This window comes from Streptomyces sp. NPDC006384 (genome assembly GCF_042870695.1).
In the GTDB taxonomy this organism is placed as follows: Bacteria; Actinomycetota; Actinomycetes; order Streptomycetales; family Streptomycetaceae; genus Streptomyces.
In genome coordinates this window covers 88,751-104,663 of the sequence record NZ_JBIAHR010000012.1, presented here as the reverse complement: position 1 = coordinate 104,663, position 15,913 = coordinate 88,751, and the positions used below count along the sequence as shown (strand labels likewise).

Sequence of the window (15,913 nt, the reverse complement as noted above, 5' to 3'; positions counted from 1 at the left end):
CCTGATCACCCGCATCCCCCTCACCACGCCTCACCCGAACCACCAGAACCCCAGGAGAACCACCGTGCAGGACACATCCGTACCGGCCATGGACATGGGCCTCGCAGGCAAGATCGTCATGATCACCGGGGCCGGGAGCGGCATCGGCCGGGCCGCCGTCGCCGCCTTCGCGGCGGCCGGGGCCACGGTGGTCGCCGCGGGACGCCGCACGGAGCCCCTGGCCGAGTCGCTGAAGCTCGCCGGACTCGACGAATCCAGGGGCCTGGCGGTCCGCTGCGACGTCACGGACGAGGAGAGCGTCGAGGCCGCAGTTGAGACGGCCGTCTCACGATGTGGTCGCCTCGATGCGGCCGTCAACACTGCTGGTACTTTCGGCCCCATCGGTCCGCTCGCCACGGCACGGCAGGAAGACGCGGCCAACGTCGTCTCGGTCAACCTCATGGGCATGTGGCTGTGCGTCAAACACCAGGCACGTGCGATGAGCAGCACGGGAGGGGGAGCCATCGTGACCACCGGATCGGTCGCCTCGTTCCTCGGCCACTCGGGGAGTCCGATGTACGCGGCCACCAAGCACGGCGTGGTCGGACTCACCAAGGCCGCGGCCCTTCAGCTGGCCCCCCAGGGCATCAGGGTGAACGCCGTCTGCCCCGGCTCCACCGACACGCCTATGCTGCGGGAGCTGTACCCCGACGCGGACCAGATGCGGGCGCGGGCCGGCCGTGCGCCGCTGGGCCGGGTCGGGGACCCGGCGGAAGTGGCGGCGGCGGCGCTCTGGCTGGCAAGCCCCGCGTCCAGTTACGTCACCGGCCAGGCACTCGCGGTCGACGGCGGCGTGACCGCGGGCAGCCCGGCCCCGGTGCGTACGGCAGAACGCTGAATCGCTGAACCGCCGACCGCCGAACACCCGACTCAAGGAAGCACAAGGGAGAAGCATGAGCGCCACTCTGTACGACAAGGTCTTCGACCTGCACACCGTGCACGACTACGGGGACGGTCGGGCCCAGCTGTTCATCGGTCTGCACCTCGTCCACGAGGCCACCAGCCCGCAGGCGTTCGCGATGCTGCGCGAGCGCGGCCTGTCGGTGGCCATGCCGGAGCGCAACGTCGCCACCGCCGACCACGTCATCCCCACGGACTCGGTGACCCGCCCGTTCCTCGACCAGCTCGGCGAGGACATGCTGAGCGCGCTGGAGAACAACACCCAGGACTTCGGCGTCCGCTTCCTGGCGCCCTCCGGCGGCGAGTACGGCATCGTCCACGTCATCGGCCCCGAGCAGGGCCTGACCCAGCCGGGCATGACCATCGCCTGCGGCGACTCGCACACCTCCACCCACGGCGCGTTCGGCGCGGTCGCCCTGGGCATCGGCACCTCGCAGGTCCGTGACGTACTGGCCACCCAGACCGTCACGATGAACCGGCTGAAGGTCCGCCGCATCCAGATCGACGGCAAGCTGTCCGCGGGCGTCACCGCGAAGGACGTCATCCTGCACGTCATCCACGAGCTGAGCGTCGTCGGCGGCGTCGGCTACGCGTACGAGTTCGCGGGCGAGGTCATCGACAACATGTCGATGGACGAGCGCATGACCGTCTGCAACATGGCCGTCGAGGGCGGCGCCCGCTGCGGCTACGTCAACCCGGACGAGACGACCTTCGAGTTCCTCAAGGGCCGCCCCGCCGCCCCGACCGGCGAGGCGTGGGACCGGGCCGTGGCCTGGTGGCGCTCCATCGCCTCCGACGCGGACGCCGAGTACGACGACGTCGTCGTCATGCAGGGCTCCGACATCCGGACCATGGTCACCTGGGGCATCAACCCCGGCCAGTCCGTCCCCGTCGGCGGTCTGCTGCCCGACCCGGCGAAGCAGGACGCCGAGACGGCGCTGTCGTACGAAGAGGCCTACGCCTACATGGGCATGAAGCCCGGCACCACGCTGGGGGACTACCCGATCGACGTGGCGTTCATCGGCTCCTGCACCAACGGCCGCCTCTCCGACTTCCTGGAGGTCGCCGAGGCCCTCAAGCGGACCGGCAAGCGCGTGGCGCCCGGGGTGCGCGCGCTCGCGGTGCCCGGCTCCAACGCCGTCCGCGAGGAACTGGTCGCGCTCGGCGTCGACAAGATCCTCGAAGAGGCCGGTTTCGAGTTCCGGCTGGCCGGCTGCTCCATGTGCCTGGCCATGAACACGGACAAGCTGGTGGGCCGCGAGCTCTCGGCGTCCTCCTCCAACCGGAACTTCAAGGGCCGCCAGGGCTCGCCCACGGGCCGCACGATGATCATGTCGCCGATCGCGGTGGCCGCGGCGGCCGTGCACGGCTCGGCCGTCGACCCGGCCGAGGTCTTCGGCGCCGGCGTCTCCGCGTCCGCCTCCCCCGTCTCCTAACCGCGCCCCCTCCAAGGAGCCTCCCGTGAGCAGCACAGTCGACTCGCGTGTCCGGACCGTCACCGGCACCACGGTGGTCCTCGACGGCCACGACATCGACACCGACCGGATCATCCCGGCCCGCTTCCTCAAGCACCTGACCTTCGACGCTCTCGGCGACCACGTCTTCGAGGACGACCGCAAGCAGAACCACGCCCAGGGCATCACCCACCCCTTCGACGACCCGGCGCGCGCCGGGGCCGCCATCCTGCTGACCGCGAAGAACTTCGGCTGCGGCTCGTCCCGCGAGCACGCCGCGCAGGCCCTCTACCGGTGGGGCGTGCGCGCCGTCGTCGGCGAGACCTTCGGCGAGATCTTCCGCGGCAACTGCGGCACCATCGGCCTGCCCTGCCTGAGCCTGTCCTCCGAGGACGCGCAGGAGGCCCGCGCCATCGCCGCCGCCGACCCGCGGGCAGAGGCCGAAGTCGACCTGGAGAAGGGCACGTTCACCGTCGGCGGCCGGGTGTTCGCCGCGGAGATCTCGCCCTCGCTGCGGGACGCCTTCCTCGCCGGCACCTGGGACACCCTCACCGAGCTGCTCAAGTCGGCCGGTGAGGTGAAGGCGACCGCCGCCCGCCTGCCCTACCTGAACGGCTTCCCGACGGCATGACCGGAGCGGGCGAGGGGATACGGGACGCGCACCCTGCCGGGGCCAGGGTGTGCGTGGGCACCGACCGGGTGCTGGACGAACTGCTCGACGAGGCCGCCGAGGAACTCCGGCGGGCGGGCCACGAGGTCGTCCGCGCGGACGACCCCCGGGAAGTGACGGGACCGCTGCACGCGCTGCTCGTGACGTCCCGCACGCCCGTCGGCCCCGAACTGCTCGACGACCACCCGGAGTTGCTCGGTGTGGCGTTCGCGTCGAGCGGCGTGAACTCCCTCGACGTCGCCGACGCGACGCGGCGCGGGATCGTGGTGGCCAACGGGGCCACGCCGGAGAACCACGGCAGCATGGCCGAGGCCACCATCATGCTGGCCCTGGCCCTGCGCCTCAGATTCGCGGACCGTCTCGACGCGCTCGCCGCGGGCCGGGCGCGGCCCCGCCCGCCCGAGCTGGACAGCCACTCGCTGCGCGGTGCCACCCTCGGGCTGATCGGCTTCGGCAGGATCGCCCGCGAGGTGTGCGTCCGCCTGGAGGGCTGGGGTCTGGGCAGAATCCTGTGCCACACGCGCACCCCACGCCCCGAGGAGTGGCCGCAGGTGGAGTTCTGCGAGCTCGACGAGCTCCTCACCGCCTCCCACATCGTCAGCGTCCACCTCCCGCTCAACGGCGTCACCCGCGGTCTGCTCGGCCCTGAGCAACTGGCCCGGATGCGCCCCGACTCCGTACTGATCAACACCTCACGGGGCGGCATCGTGGACGAGGACGCGCTCGCCCGCGCGCTGCACGAGGGCGGGATCGCGGGCGCGGCCATCGACACCTTCGAGACCGAACCCCTGCCCTCCGGCAGCCCGTTGCGCGGCGCGCCCGGCACGCTGCTCACCGACCACGTGGTCGGCCACACGGTGGAGATGTACCGCTCGCTGGTCCCCGCCGCGGTGGACAACATCGAGTGCATCCTGCGCGGCGACCGCCCGCCCTTCCTCGTCAACCCCGAGGTGCTGCTCACCCGGCACCCGCGCGCCCCCAGGAGCCTCACGCCGTGACCGTGCTCTTCGAATGCTCGTACGACCATGAGCGGTACGTGGGCTTCGGCATCCCGCAGGACGGCGAGCCGGTCCGCCTGCACCCCCTCTCCGGAACCGACCTGCGGTCGCTGCTGCGGGAGTCGGGCGACGACACAGCCGCCCTCCGCACCACACTCGCCTCCCGTGGCCCGGCGCTGAACGTCCCCGCCGAGGACGCCCACCGCATCCGGACGAGGCCGCCACTGTTCCCGGAGCACCCGGGGGACGCCCTGGTCAGCGGCTTCATGATGACCCACCACGTCAAGGCCGGAGCCGACGTGCCGGACCAGCCCAACTGGTTCTTCAAGGGCCTCGGCACCTCCCTGAAGCTGCCCGGCGAGCCCCTCTCCGTACCGGGCGACGCGGTGGCCGTCACCGAGGAGGCGGAAATCGTCCTCGTCTACGTGGACGAAGAGGACGGCACCTCCCGCTACCTGGGCCACACCTTCGGCAACGACCTCACCGACATCGGCCGCTTCAAGGAACACGCAGGCCACCTCTCCTACGCCAAACTCTGCGACGCGGCCGTGGCCCCCTGGCTCCACCTCGGCCCACCGCCCCGCTCGGTGACCGGCTCCGTCACCGTCGACCGGCACGGCACACCGGCCTGGAAGGGCACCTTCACCACCGGCACGGACGCACTCCACTACGACCTCGACACGATGATGCGCCGCCTGTTCGCCCACCACTCCCTGCACCACCCGGGCCGGACGCACTACGTGTACATCGGCGCCGACCGGAGCAGCTTCCACGCGGGCTTCCGCCTCCAGGACGGCGACCGCCTCACCCTGGACTTCGCAAGCCACGGAGTGACGGTCTCCAACCCCCTGACCTGGAAGACCCCGTAACGGCCCCCATGGGCCCTACAACCAGCCCCGCCGCTTGAAGACCACGTACAGGCTCACGCGCACCGCCCCCATCAGCAGGATCGCGAAGGGGTATCCGAACGCCCAGTGCAGCTCGGGCATGGTGTCGAAGTTCATGCCGTAGATGGTGCCGACGAGGGTCGGGGCGAAGAGGATGGCGGCCCAGGCGGAGATCTTCTTGATCTCCTCGTTCTGTTCGAAGCCCGCGACCGCCAGTGCCCGCATCTCCGCGTTCTGCTGCTGGGTGACCAGGGTCGTGTTGACGGTGAGGATGTCGGCCAGTGCCTGGCGGAAGCCGTCGACGCGTTCGCTAAGGGCCGCCGGTGTCGTCCGTCCCGTCCTCGTCGCGTTCGCCCTCCGCCTGGGAGGGAGTGGTCTGTGACGGGTTCGGACCGGTGGTGTCCTGCTCGTCGTCGCGTTCGCCCTCGGCCTGGGAAGGGGTGGTCTCGTTCATCGTGGTGCCTCCTGCCGGTTCGGGTTCCCGCGCCGGGTACCCCGGGCCGGGGCGGGGCATCACACGGCGGGGCGGGTCAGCGGCCGATCCGGCTCAGGGCGGTCCGCAGAGCCGCGCGCACCTCGGGCGGGGGAGGCGGACCGCCGCTCCCGGCGCCGGCGGTGAGCGCCTCGGCGACGGTGCGCAGCTTGGTGTTGGACAGCTGGGAGGTCTCCCGCAGGATGTGCCACGCCTCGTCCGGGGTGCAGGAGTGCAGGGCCATCAGCATGCCCCGCGCCTGGTCGATGACCGGGCGGGAGGCGATCGCCTGCCGCAGTTGCTCCACCTCCTCCTGCAGGACGTGCAGCCGCTCCGACCGCTCCACCGCCACCGCGGAGCGCACCGCCGAGGGCGCCGGCCGGGGCGCCCGCGGGGGCGGCGCGGTGTGCAGGGGAGCGGTGGTGTCCAGGCCGAGCAGCTCCAGGATCCTGCGCGGCTGGCCGGTCCAGTTCGTCGCCGTCACCTGAACCGCCCGCAGCCAGCCCTGGTCGCGCAGCAGCTCCAGGAACTGCAGCCCGGCCGTGTCCATGAACACCACGTCGCCCATGTCCAGGTCGATCCGCTCGACGTCCGCGGGCAGCGCGGCCAGCGCCTCGGCCAGGACGTCCGCGCACCCGTGGACCAGCTCGCCCCGCGGGACGAGCAGTGCCCGGCCCGCGTCCGCCCGGCCGTCGATCACCAGGGTGGCCGCCCTCCCCGCCAGACGTGGTGGTGCCGTCGGGATCATGTCACCGCCTTGTCCGTCCTCGTCCGTCCTCGCCGGTCCTCGTCGGTCTCCGACGGACGTTCACAACCGTCACGCAGCCCCCGTGTGCTGGTGCGCCTGCCCGGCGTCCGGCGGAGTACACCCGACGGTGAGGAATGACCGGCCCGGGGACGGGTACGGGCGTGCGACATGCGCGGGGCCGGGACATGTGCGGGGCGGTCCCGCCGGGGCTTCGTGCCCGCTCACAGGGGCGACTGCCAGGTGAACACCGTCCGGGGGCCGTCGGCACCGGGCGCGTCGCGGGCCGTGTCGCAGCCCGTGCCGCCGGCTGTCTCGTCGGGGGTCCCGTCGTGCGAGAGCGTCAGCCGTACCGCGCCCCGGCCGTCGGGCAGGGACGCGGTCGCGTCCACGACGACCTCGAGGCGGGAGACGCCGCGGTCACGGGGCACGGCGGCCAGGGCGCGGCGCAGGGCGGCGAGCAGCTGCCCGGCCACCGGGTCCGGTACGCGGCTGTCGACGGCGCCGGTGAAGCGGACGGAGGGCGGGAAGCCGAGCAGGGCGGCGGCGCGCGCGGTCTCGCGCAGCACCCGGCCGCGCAGACCGGCCGGCGGCCCGGCCGGGGGCTGCTGCAGGGCGACGATCGCCGTACGGACCTCCTGGACCGTCGACTGCAGCTCGTCCACCGCCCGGCCGAGGAGCTCGCGGACCTCGTCCGCGCCGGGGCGGCGCCGGACGGACTCCAGCGTCATGCCGGTGGCGAACAGCCGCTGCACCACCAGGTCGTGCAGGTCGCGGGCGATGCGGTCGCGGTCCTCGTAGACCGCGAGGCGCTCTCGCCGCTCGCGGGTGTCGGCGAGGACGAGGGCCAGCGCGGCCTGGGAGGCGAACTGGGTGGCCAGCAGCCGTTCGACGGCCGTGTAGGGGCGGTCGCCGCGGCGGCGGGGCAGCGCGAGGGTGCCGATCAGCCGGCCGTTCGCCTGCAGCGGCAGCATCATGCTGGGCCCGAACCGGTGCCGTACGGGTGTCGTCATGCGCGGGTCGGTCGCCGAGTCCGTGAGGAACACCGGCTCGCCGCCCAGCAGTTGTGTCAGCACGGGGCTGCCCGGGGCGATCGTCGCGCCGACGATGCCGTCCGGGTCGTCGGGCGCCGAGGCGGTCACGATCTCCATGCCGCCCTCGGCGGTCGGCTGCAGGATGACGCCCGCCGAGGCGCCGGCGAGCCGCCGGGCCCGTTCGGCGACCGTGGTCAGCGCGTCGGCTTCATTTCCGGTGCTCTCGGTGCTGTCATCGCTGCCGCCGGTGAGCAGGGCGGTGGTGACGGCCGCGGCGCCCTCGATCCAGCGCTCGCGCTGCCGGGCCGTCTCGTACAGCCGGGCGTTGCCGATCGCGATGCCGGCCTGCGCGGCCAGCACCCGCAGCAGCTGCTCGTCCTCCGACGTGAAGGGGGTGCCGTCCGGCGGGCCGGTCAGGCGCAGCTCGCCGAACCTCTCGTCGCCCACGTGGATCGGCACCCGCAGGCGGTGACCGGCCGTGGCGGGGGCGGCGCCGGGCGGGGTGCGGATCTCGGTGAGGCCGTCGCGGTCGGGGTCGGCCGTGATCAGGGACGCGTGGACGGCGCCGGTGAGCTCGGCCGCGCCGTCCACCACGTGCCGCAGGGTGCCGGGCAGGTCCAGGTCGGTGCCGACGCCGAGGAGGACGTCCAGGAGACGGGGCAGGCACGAGGCGGGCCGGGCGGACATGCCGTCGGGGGCCGTTCGTGACGCGCTCAGTCGGCCAGCGGGTCCAGCGCAAGCGGCTCGACCCGGCCCTCCAGCATGATGCCGAGGCCCTGGACGGCACACACGTCGGGCCGTTCCGCGATGTGCACCGGCATACCGGTGGCCTGGCGCAGCATCTGGTCGAAGCCGGGCAGCAGCGCGCTGCCGCCCACCATCATGATCCCGCGGTCGGCGAGGTCGGCGACCAGGTCCGGCGGGCAGTCCCGCAGCACCTTGCCGATGCCGTCGAGCACGGCCGTCAGCGGCGTCTGGATGGCGTTGCGGACCGCGGCGGTGTCGACCTTCACGCTGCGGGCCAGGCCCGTGGCCACGTCCCGCCCGTGGATCTCGGTGGACGCGGGGCCCTGCGCGGTGAGCCCGTTGCCGGACAGGGCGATCTGCAGCGGACGTACCGACTGGCTGGGCAGCACCAGTTCGTGCTGGTGGCGCAGGTGCTGCACGATCGCGTGGTCGACGGCCTCGCCGCCGACCGGGACGCGTTCGGCGGTCACGATCGAGCCGAGGGAGAGCACCGCCACCTGCGTGGCGTGCGCCCCGCACACCATGATCATCGTCGCCTCGGGCTGCTCCACGGGCAGTCCGCAGCCGACCGCGGCGGCGATGAGCGTGTCCACCAGTTCCACCCGCCGGGCGCCGATCCCGACCAGCGTCTCGATCGCCGCCCGCTGCGCCAGCGGATCGGCGTCGTGCGGGGTGCAGACGGCGGCCCGCAGCCGGGGCTTGCGGCGCAGCGCCCGGCGCATCTTGTCGCCGAGCAGGTGGCGCAGCATGCGCTGGGCCATCTCGATGTCGACGATCGTGCCGCCGGAGACGGGCCGTACGACGCGGATGTAGCCGGGGGTGCGGCCCGTCATCTTCTCCGCGAGCTCCCCCACCGCGATCAGCGCGCCGGTGCGGGTGTTGACCGCGGCGGCGGACGGCTGGTCGACGACGAGCCCGACGTCCTTGACGTAGACGCGGGTCCGCGACGCGCCGAGGTCGACGGCGAAGTGGCAGCGGCGCAGCTGCTCCAGAGTGGCGGTCATGGTGGTTCCTCCCGAGAGCGCGGACCGTGCGGGCCCCGGCTGGTGGCCGGTCTCCTAGGCATCGTGCGCGGGGCCGGGAGCGGACGCCTTCCGGAGAGGGCCGGGCGGGGGGCCGCTGAACGGGGGGCCCGCCGGTGTGCCGGAGAAGGGCGGAAGGGGAGAAGGGGGTAAGGGGCCGGGTCCCGGGGTGCTCCGGCACGCGGACGGCGCCGCCTCCCTGGGACGGGGAGGCGGCGCCGCCTGGTTTCTCGGACCGTCAGACCAGCCAGCCGACGAAGTGGACGAGGCCGGCGAGGATGTCGGTGAGAAGGTTCATGATCGTGCTGCTCCTTGTATTGCCTGAGTGGGACCTGCGCGTCGAACACGGTCTGCAGCCCGTCGCTTGCGCACCGTAAGTATCACTGGTCGCACTGGTCCCATGCGCTCTCATGAGCGACGATCACCTGTTCTAGGGAACAACTGTGCGTCTGTTCGAGACCGGAAGGGGTCGTCACCGTCCGTGTGCCCATTGCCCCGGCAAACGCAGTGTGAGTAGCCTGTGTTCGCCATTCCGATCGCCTGTTGATATCTCGAACATCGAACTATCGTCACCGCAGGCGCCTGAGACACCTAGGAGGGGGCCGGACATGGGACGTCTCGTACCCGCCGTCACCCGGGCTCTCGACATACTGGAGCTCTTCCTCGACGGGGACGGCACGCTCTCCGCCCCCGACATCGTGCGCCGCCTCCAGCTGCCGCGCACCACCGTGCACGAACTGGTCACGACGCTCGCCGCCCGCAAGTACATCGTCCCCGTGGCCGGTCAGCCCGGACGGTACCGGCTCGGGGTGCGTCCGTACCAGCTCGGGGCCCGCTACGCCGAGCACCTGGACCTCGCCGCCGAGGGTCAGCAGGTCGCCCGGAGCGTCGCCGAGACCTGCGACGAGACCGTGCACGTGGCCATCCTGGAGGACACGGACGTCATCTACATCGCCAAGGTCGACTCCACGCACGCGGTGCGCATGGTGTCGGCGGCGGGGCGGAAGCTGCCCGCCCACTGCACGTCCGTCGGCAAGATGCTGCTGGCCTCCCTGCCCGAGCACGAGGTCGCCGCCCGCTTCCCCGACGGCACCGAGCTGACCGCGATGACGCCGAACAGCATCACCGACCCCGCCGCCCTGCGCACGGCGCTGGCCGGGATCCGGGAGCGGGGCATCGCGGTGGAGAACCGGGAGTCCAACCCGGACGTCTCCTGCGTCGCCGCCCCTGTCCGGGACCGCACGGGGCGGGTCGTCGCCGCGCTGTCGATCTCCGTGCCCATGATCCGCTGGAGCGAGGAGCGCCGCGCCGAGCTGGAGGAGCTCGCCGTCAAGGGCGCCGCCGACCTGTCCGAGCGCCTCGGCTACCGGAGGGCGGTATGACGTACGAGGTGGCGGTGCGGGCCGAGGCGGAGCTCGGCGAGGGGCCGACCTGGGACGCGGACGCGGGCCGGCTGATCTGGGTGGACATCCTGGGCTGCCGGGTGCACACCTACGATCCCGTCTCCGGGCGGCGGACGGTGCGCACCACCGAGCAGCACGTGGGCGCGGCCAAGCCGCGGGCCGGCGGCGGGCTCGTCCTGAACCTGCGGGACGGCATCGGCGTCACCGACCCCGACGGCGCCTTCCGCCTGCTGCACCACGCCCCGGTGCCCGGCCGCCGGGCCAACGACGCGGCCGTCGCCCCCGACGGCAGCCTCTGGGCCGGCACCATGCGCTACGACGAGGCGCCCGGCGGCGGCACGCTCCTGCGGCTCACGGGCGACGGCACCGCGACGACCGTCCTGGACGACGTGGCGGTCAGCAACGGCACCGGCTGGAGCCCCGACGGACGGCTGATGTACTACATCGACTCGCCGACCCGCCGGATCGACGTCCTCGACCACGACGCCGGCAGCGGCCGGGTCACCGGCCGGCGCCCCTTCGTCACCGTCGAGGAGGACGCCGGTCTCCCCGACGGGCTCACCGTCGACGCCGAGGGCGGTGTGTGGGTGGCGCTGTGGGGCGGAGCGGCCGTCCGCCGCTACGCGCCGGACGGCACCCTGGACCGGGTGATCGGCCTGCCCGTGCCCCTCGTCACGGCCTGCGCGTTCGGCGGCGCCGGCCTGACCGACCTCTACATCACCACGGCCCGCACAGGTCTCACCGCCCCGCACCCGCTCGCCGGGTCGGTGCTGGTGGTGCCGGGCGCGGGCAGGGGACTGCGGCAGCCGGCGTTCCGGGGCTGACCGGGGCGACGCCGTACGGCGGCCGGGCGCGCGCCGGGCCGCCGTACCGCCACCATGACGCCGTGCGTCCCGGCCTCCGGCCGCGCCGTGCGGCGGACGGACGCGACGGGCGCCTCGGAGAGGGGCTGGGGCAGGGCCTCGCGGCCTGCGGAAAAGGGTGCCCGGACAGGGACATCGAGCGCGCCGGCGAGGAGGGGTGCCCGCTCGCTCGTCCGCACTGTACTCCCGCGGCCCCCGGGCCGCATGCACCGGATGCCGTCCGGACCGCCGCCCGACGCGGCCTGGTCCGGGGCCGGCCGGCCGCCTCCGGCCCCGGCGCCGGAGGCCCGTCCGGGCCCGATCTCCGGGCTCCGGAGCCCCCGGCCGGCGCGGTGCGTGGGCGAGAAAAAGCCATCGTTGCTCAAAAGTAGCTGAGCAACTTATTGACGTGGCCGCGCTCCCACCTTAGTTTCCGTTCGAAGTTACGAGCGCGTTTCGAAATATCGAACACGAGCTTCTCTCCACAGGTACACACCGACAGATGGGGCAGGGCATGGGACGACCTGGCCTGAATCGCAGGCACTTTCTGGCCGCGGCGGGCGGCCTGACGGTCGCGGGCAGCTTCGGCTTCGCCGCCCTGGGCACGGGCGCCGACGCCTTGGCCTCCGACGCGGCCACACGAGTGCGCTACTGGAACCTCTTCAGTGGCGGCGACGGCTACAACATGATCGCGATGCTGGACTCCTTCCGTGAGGAGACGCCCGGCATCGACGTGAAGGACTCCACCCTCCAGTGGGGCAACCCCTTCTACACCAAGCTCGCCATGGCGGCAGCGGGCAACCGCGCCCCCGACCTCGGGGTCATGCACCTGGGCCGGGTCACCGGCTTCTCGCCGGGGCGGCTCCTCGACGCCTGGGACATGGACCTCCTCGCCAAGTACGGCGTGAAGAAGGAGGACTACAACCCCGCGCTGTGGGACCGCGGCGTCATCGACGGCAAGCTCTACGCCCTGCCGCTCGACATCCACGTCCAGCTCTGCTACTACCGCAAGGACGTGCTGAAGAAGGCGGACCTGCTCGGCGACGACGGCCGGATGGTCCAGGCGACCTCCACCACCGAGTGGTTCGACATCCTGAAGAAGGCCAAGGCGGCCCAGAAGAAGGGCCTGCAGACCATCGGCCTGTGGGCCAACGACCAGAACTTCCAGTGGTGGTTCTTCGTCACCTTCTACACCCAGCTCGGCGGCACCTGGTTCGACGACGCCAACACCGAGGTCACCTTCGACACCGACAAGGCCACCGAGGTCCTGGAGTTCCTCCGCCGGCACGTCACCGACGGGTACGTCATCCCCGGCGCGCCCACCGGTGAGCAGTTCATCAACGGCGCCCCCTTCACCTGGGAGGGCAACTGGTCGGTGCCCGTCTTCTCCGGCGCGAAGCTGGAGTACGGCGCCGCCCCGCTGCCGCCCGTCTTCGGCAAGCAGGCCACCCACGCCGAGTCCCACGCCTTCGTCCTCCCGCACCAGGCGGGCCGCGGCGGAGCCACCAACGAGGCCGCCCACCGGCTCGCCGCGTACGTCGTCCAGCACGCCCAGCAGTGGGCCGCCGGCGGGCACATCCCCGCCTACACGCCGACCCTGTCCACGGACGCGTACAAGAAGCTCGAGCCGCAGAACGAGTACGTGAGCGCCATGGACCACCAGGCCACCGAGCCGAAGGTGTGGTTCGCGGGCTCCACCGGCGTCCTCGCCCAGGACCTCGGCCCGCTCGCCGTCTCCTCGACGATGGGCTCCGCCAAGCCGGACGCCGTCGCCCGGCAGATGAAGAGCCGGCTCACCAAGCTCCTCGCCTCGAAGAACCCGATGGACGGCAGGACCGCCGCGCAGGGAGGTGCGGTCGCATGACGACCAGTGCTGAGACCGTCATCGCCCCGGCGCGGGCGAAGACCGCCGCGGCCGGCGAGACCGTCCGCCGCAAGCAGGGCTTCCAGCACGGGGGCTGGTTCGTCGCCCCCTTCCTGGCCCTCTTCGTGATGTTCGTGATCTGGCCGCTGCTGCGCGGCGTCTACCTCAGCTTCACGGACGCCAACATCTCCGGCGCGGACACGAGCTTCGTCGGCCTCGACAACTACCGCGAGGCGCTGGGCGACGCGGCGATGTGGGAATCGCTCGGCCACAGCGCGTACTTCACGCTGCTGGTGGTGCCCTGCATCACCGTCATGGCGCTCCTCCTCGCGCTGCTCGCCCACCACATCGAGCGCGGCAAGTGGCTGTGGCGGCTGTGCTTCTTCGTGCCGTTCCTGCTGCCGTCGACGGTCGCCGCCAACATGTGGCAGTGGCTGTTCACCCAGGGCATCGGCCTGTTCAACCACACCCTCGGGATCGACACGCCCTGGCTGACCGACAAGTCGTACGCCATGCTCGCGATCGTCATCCAGACCCTGTGGTGGACGGTCGGGTTCAGCTTCCTGCTCTACCTCGCCGCCCTCCAGGGCATCCCCGGCCACCTCTACGAGGCGGCCAAGCTGGACGGGGCGAACGCCTGGCACCGCATGATCCACATCACCCTGCCGATGCTGCGCAACATCACCGGCCTGGTGATCGCGCTCCAGATCCTCGCCTCGCTGCAGCTGTTCGACCAGGCCGTCGTGATGATGGACTTCGGCCCCGGACCGGAGCTCAGCACCCGCTCCTTCGTCCAGTACACCCTCGAACAGGGCTTCACCAGCTACCGCGTGGGCTACGCCTCCGCGATGTCCATCATCTTCTTCGTGATCATCGCAGCCGTCGCCGTGGCACGGATGTGGCTGCTGCGCAACCGTGAGGAGGGCGGCCGATGACCACCGCCGCGACCACGCCGATACGCACCAAGTCCCGCAAGCGCTGGACCCCCAGCCAGATCGTCCTCACCCTGACCGGCATCGTCGTCTCCGCCCTCTTCGTGGCGCCGATCGCTGCGGCCCTGCTCACCTCGTTCAAGGCCGAGGCCGAGGCCGCCGAGATCCCGCCGCACTGGCTGCCCGAGGTCTGGACGGGCCAGGCGTGGAAGGCGCTCTTCGAGACCGGCAACATCACCAACTGGTTCGTGAACTCGCTGGTCGTCTCCGTCTGCGTCACCTTCATCGTGCTGCTGGTGAGCGCGCTCGCCGGATACGGCTTCGCCCGCACCGAGTTCAAGGGCAAGGCCGTCCTCATGGGCGTCGTCATGGCCGGCCTGATGGTCTCGCCCGCCGTCCTCGGCGTGCCCCTGTTCACCACCGTCCAGCAGATGGGCATGGTCGACACCTACTGGGGCATGATCCTGCCGCAGTGCGCGCCCGCCGCGATGGTCTTCATCCTCTACAAGTTCTTCCAGGGCATCCCGCGCGAACTGGAGGAGGCCGCCTTCATCGACGGCGCGGGCCGCTGGCGGGTCTTCTTCACGATCATCCTGCCGCTGTCGCGCCCCTCGCTCGCGGCGGTCGGCATCTTCACCTTCATCGGCTCGTGGAACAACTTCCTGTGGCCCTACATGGTCACCAACAACCCCGACCTGATGACCATGCCGAACGGCATCGCGACCGTCATGAACTCCTACGGCATCCAGTGGGCCCAGCTCATGGCCGGCGGCCTCATGGCGGGACTCCCGCTGATCATCATCTTCGTCTTCTTCCAGCGCCAGATCGTGGCGGGTGTCGCGCACACCGGCCTCGCCGGCCAGTGACCGGACCGACAGGAGTTCTCGTATGAAGCGTCTGAGAGTCGCCACCGTCCTCGCCGCCGCCGTGCTGGCCTTCCTGCCGGCCACCGCGCAGGCGGACACCCTCTACCCCGACCCCCGGCCGATCAGCGGCCAGGAGATCATCCACGACCCCACGGTCCTGCGCCTCAAGTCGGGCGGCTACGTGGCCTACTCGACCGGCGGCGTCATCGGCGCCCGCACCTCCGAGGACGGCGTCCACTGGAACGACGCGGGCAACGCCTTCGCCGAGCCGCCGAGCTGGTGGTACGAGTACAACGACACCGGCGACCCGTGGGCCCCCGACCTCTCCTACCGCGACGGCCGCTACTGGCTCTACTACGCGGTCTCCTCCTGGGGCACCAACCACTCCGCGATCGGCGTCGCCACCTCCCGCACCGGCCTGCCCGGCACCTGGACCGACCACGGCAAGGTCTTCTCCTCCGAGACGACCGACACCTGGAACGCCATCGACCCGAACGTGATCCGCGCCGACGGCAGGCTGTGGATGGCCTTCGGCTCCTACTGGTCCGGCATCCGCATGGTCGAACTGGACCCCGGGACGGGCAAGGCCGTCGAGGGCGCCACCGTCCACCACCTGGCGACCCGCCCGGACGAGCCCTACGCCGTCGAGGGCCCGGCCATCGTCAAGCACGGCCGCTACTACTACCTCTTCGCCTCCTACGACGCGTGCTGCTCCGGCGTGAACAGCACGTACAAGATCAAGGTCGGGCGCTCGACCTCGATCACCGGCCCCTACACCGACAGCACCGGCAAGCCGATGCTGCAGGGCGGCGGCGACCTGCTGCTGGAGGGCCACGGCCGCTTCATCGGCACCGGCGGCCAGTCCCTCTTCCGCGACCGCGGCACGGACTGGCTGGCCTACCACTACTACGACGCCGAGGACGCGGGCACGCCCAAGCTCGGCCTCAACGCCCTGACCTGGACCAAGAGCGGCTGGCCGGCCGTCCGTCCGTGACCCCCGGCCTCTCCCGCCTTCCCCGAAGCACCAGCACACCCCCC

The 15,913-nt window shown here is 71.9% G+C and carries 15 protein-coding genes and 1 pseudogene; 11 read left to right on the top strand and 5 right to left on the bottom strand.

Features of this window, described 5'->3' with window-relative positions; genetic code table 11:
• The first annotated feature begins 64 nt into the window (after positions 1-64).
• From ACFYOJ_RS18430 to ACFYOJ_RS18410, 5 genes are read left to right on the top strand one after another with little or no spacing between them, the layout of a single operon-like run.
• A complete protein-coding gene (locus ACFYOJ_RS18430; protein ID WP_356558198.1) occupies positions 65-877 on the top strand; it encodes a glucose 1-dehydrogenase in 813 nt (270 codons plus the stop codon).
• 55 nt (positions 878-932) lie between these two features.
• The gene (leuC, locus tag ACFYOJ_RS18425) at positions 933-2,375 is read left to right on the top strand and encodes a 3-isopropylmalate dehydratase large subunit (protein WP_356558199.1); all 1,443 of its coding nucleotides are present in this window, start codon (positions 933-935) and stop codon (positions 2,373-2,375) included.
• 25 nt (positions 2,376-2,400) lie between these two features.
• On the top strand, positions 2,401-3,024 hold the full coding sequence (locus ACFYOJ_RS18420) for a 3-isopropylmalate dehydratase small subunit (protein WP_356558200.1): 624 nt from the start codon (positions 2,401-2,403) through the stop codon (positions 3,022-3,024).
• Between the two features lie 53 nt (positions 3,025-3,077).
• Entirely contained in the window at positions 3,078-4,061 is a 984-nt protein-coding gene (locus ACFYOJ_RS18415; RefSeq protein WP_356558201.1) for an NAD(P)-dependent oxidoreductase, read from the top strand.
• Positions 4,058-4,930 carry an FAH family protein gene (locus tag ACFYOJ_RS18410; protein WP_356558202.1) on the top strand — a complete coding sequence of 291 codons (873 nt, stop codon included), beginning with the start codon at positions 4,058-4,060 and terminating at the stop codon, positions 4,928-4,930. The genes ACFYOJ_RS18415 and ACFYOJ_RS18410 overlap by 4 nt, the downstream gene beginning before the upstream one ends.
• Positions 4,931-4,945: 15 nt before the next feature.
• Here the strand turns inward: ACFYOJ_RS18410 and ACFYOJ_RS18405 are convergent.
• The 5 genes and pseudogenes from ACFYOJ_RS18405 to ACFYOJ_RS18385 form a co-directional block, all read right to left on the bottom strand.
• Positions 4,946-5,260 (bottom strand): annotated as a pseudogene (locus tag ACFYOJ_RS18405) (CorA family divalent cation transporter); the annotation flags it as partial.
• A complete protein-coding gene (locus ACFYOJ_RS18400) occupies positions 5,259-5,402 on the bottom strand; it encodes a hypothetical protein (protein WP_356558203.1) in 144 nt (47 codons plus the stop codon). The pseudogene ACFYOJ_RS18405 and the gene ACFYOJ_RS18400, both read right to left, overlap by 2 nt.
• 76 nt (positions 5,403-5,478) lie before the next feature.
• Positions 5,479-6,168 carry an ANTAR domain-containing protein gene (locus ACFYOJ_RS18395; protein WP_356558204.1) on the bottom strand — a complete coding sequence of 230 codons (690 nt, stop codon included), beginning with the start codon at positions 6,166-6,168 and terminating at the stop codon, positions 5,479-5,481.
• Positions 6,169-6,389: 221 nt separating this feature from the next.
• Positions 6,390-7,886 carry a GAF domain-containing protein gene (locus ACFYOJ_RS18390; protein WP_356558205.1) on the bottom strand — a complete coding sequence of 499 codons (1,497 nt, stop codon included), beginning with the start codon at positions 7,884-7,886 and terminating at the stop codon, positions 6,390-6,392.
• Between the two features lie 26 nt (positions 7,887-7,912).
• Positions 7,913-8,950, bottom strand: coding sequence for a rod shape-determining protein (locus tag ACFYOJ_RS18385; protein ID WP_356558206.1), 1,038 nt, complete (start codon positions 8,948-8,950; stop codon positions 7,913-7,915).
• Positions 8,951-9,576: 626 nt separating this feature from the next.
• On the opposite strand from ACFYOJ_RS18385, the gene ACFYOJ_RS18380 reads away from it, so the two are divergent.
• The 6 genes from ACFYOJ_RS18380 to ACFYOJ_RS18355 all read left to right on the top strand — a co-directional run bounded on the left by ACFYOJ_RS18380 (position 9,577) and on the right by ACFYOJ_RS18355 (position 15,869).
• Complete coding sequence (locus tag ACFYOJ_RS18380; protein WP_356558207.1) at positions 9,577-10,350, top strand: IclR family transcriptional regulator; 774 nt, start codon at positions 9,577-9,579, stop codon at positions 10,348-10,350.
• On the top strand, positions 10,347-11,195 hold the full coding sequence (locus tag ACFYOJ_RS18375) for an SMP-30/gluconolactonase/LRE family protein (protein ID WP_356558208.1): 849 nt from the start codon (positions 10,347-10,349) through the stop codon (positions 11,193-11,195). The genes ACFYOJ_RS18380 and ACFYOJ_RS18375 overlap by 4 nt, the downstream gene beginning before the upstream one ends.
• A 532-nt stretch (positions 11,196-11,727) precedes the next feature.
• The gene (locus ACFYOJ_RS18370) at positions 11,728-13,077 is read left to right on the top strand and encodes an extracellular solute-binding protein (RefSeq protein WP_356558209.1); all 1,350 of its coding nucleotides are present in this window, start codon (positions 11,728-11,730) and stop codon (positions 13,075-13,077) included.
• Positions 13,074-14,012, top strand: coding sequence for a sugar ABC transporter permease (locus ACFYOJ_RS18365; RefSeq protein WP_356558210.1), 939 nt, complete (start codon positions 13,074-13,076; stop codon positions 14,010-14,012). The genes ACFYOJ_RS18370 and ACFYOJ_RS18365 overlap by 4 nt, the downstream gene beginning before the upstream one ends.
• Positions 14,009-14,875, top strand: coding sequence for a carbohydrate ABC transporter permease (locus ACFYOJ_RS18360; protein WP_356558211.1), 867 nt, complete (start codon positions 14,009-14,011; stop codon positions 14,873-14,875). The genes ACFYOJ_RS18365 and ACFYOJ_RS18360 overlap by 4 nt, the downstream gene beginning before the upstream one ends.
• 22 nt (positions 14,876-14,897) lie before the next feature.
• A complete protein-coding gene (locus tag ACFYOJ_RS18355) occupies positions 14,898-15,869 on the top strand; it encodes an arabinan endo-1,5-alpha-L-arabinosidase (protein ID WP_356558212.1) in 972 nt (323 codons plus the stop codon).
• Positions 15,870-15,913: the final 44 nt, after the last annotated feature.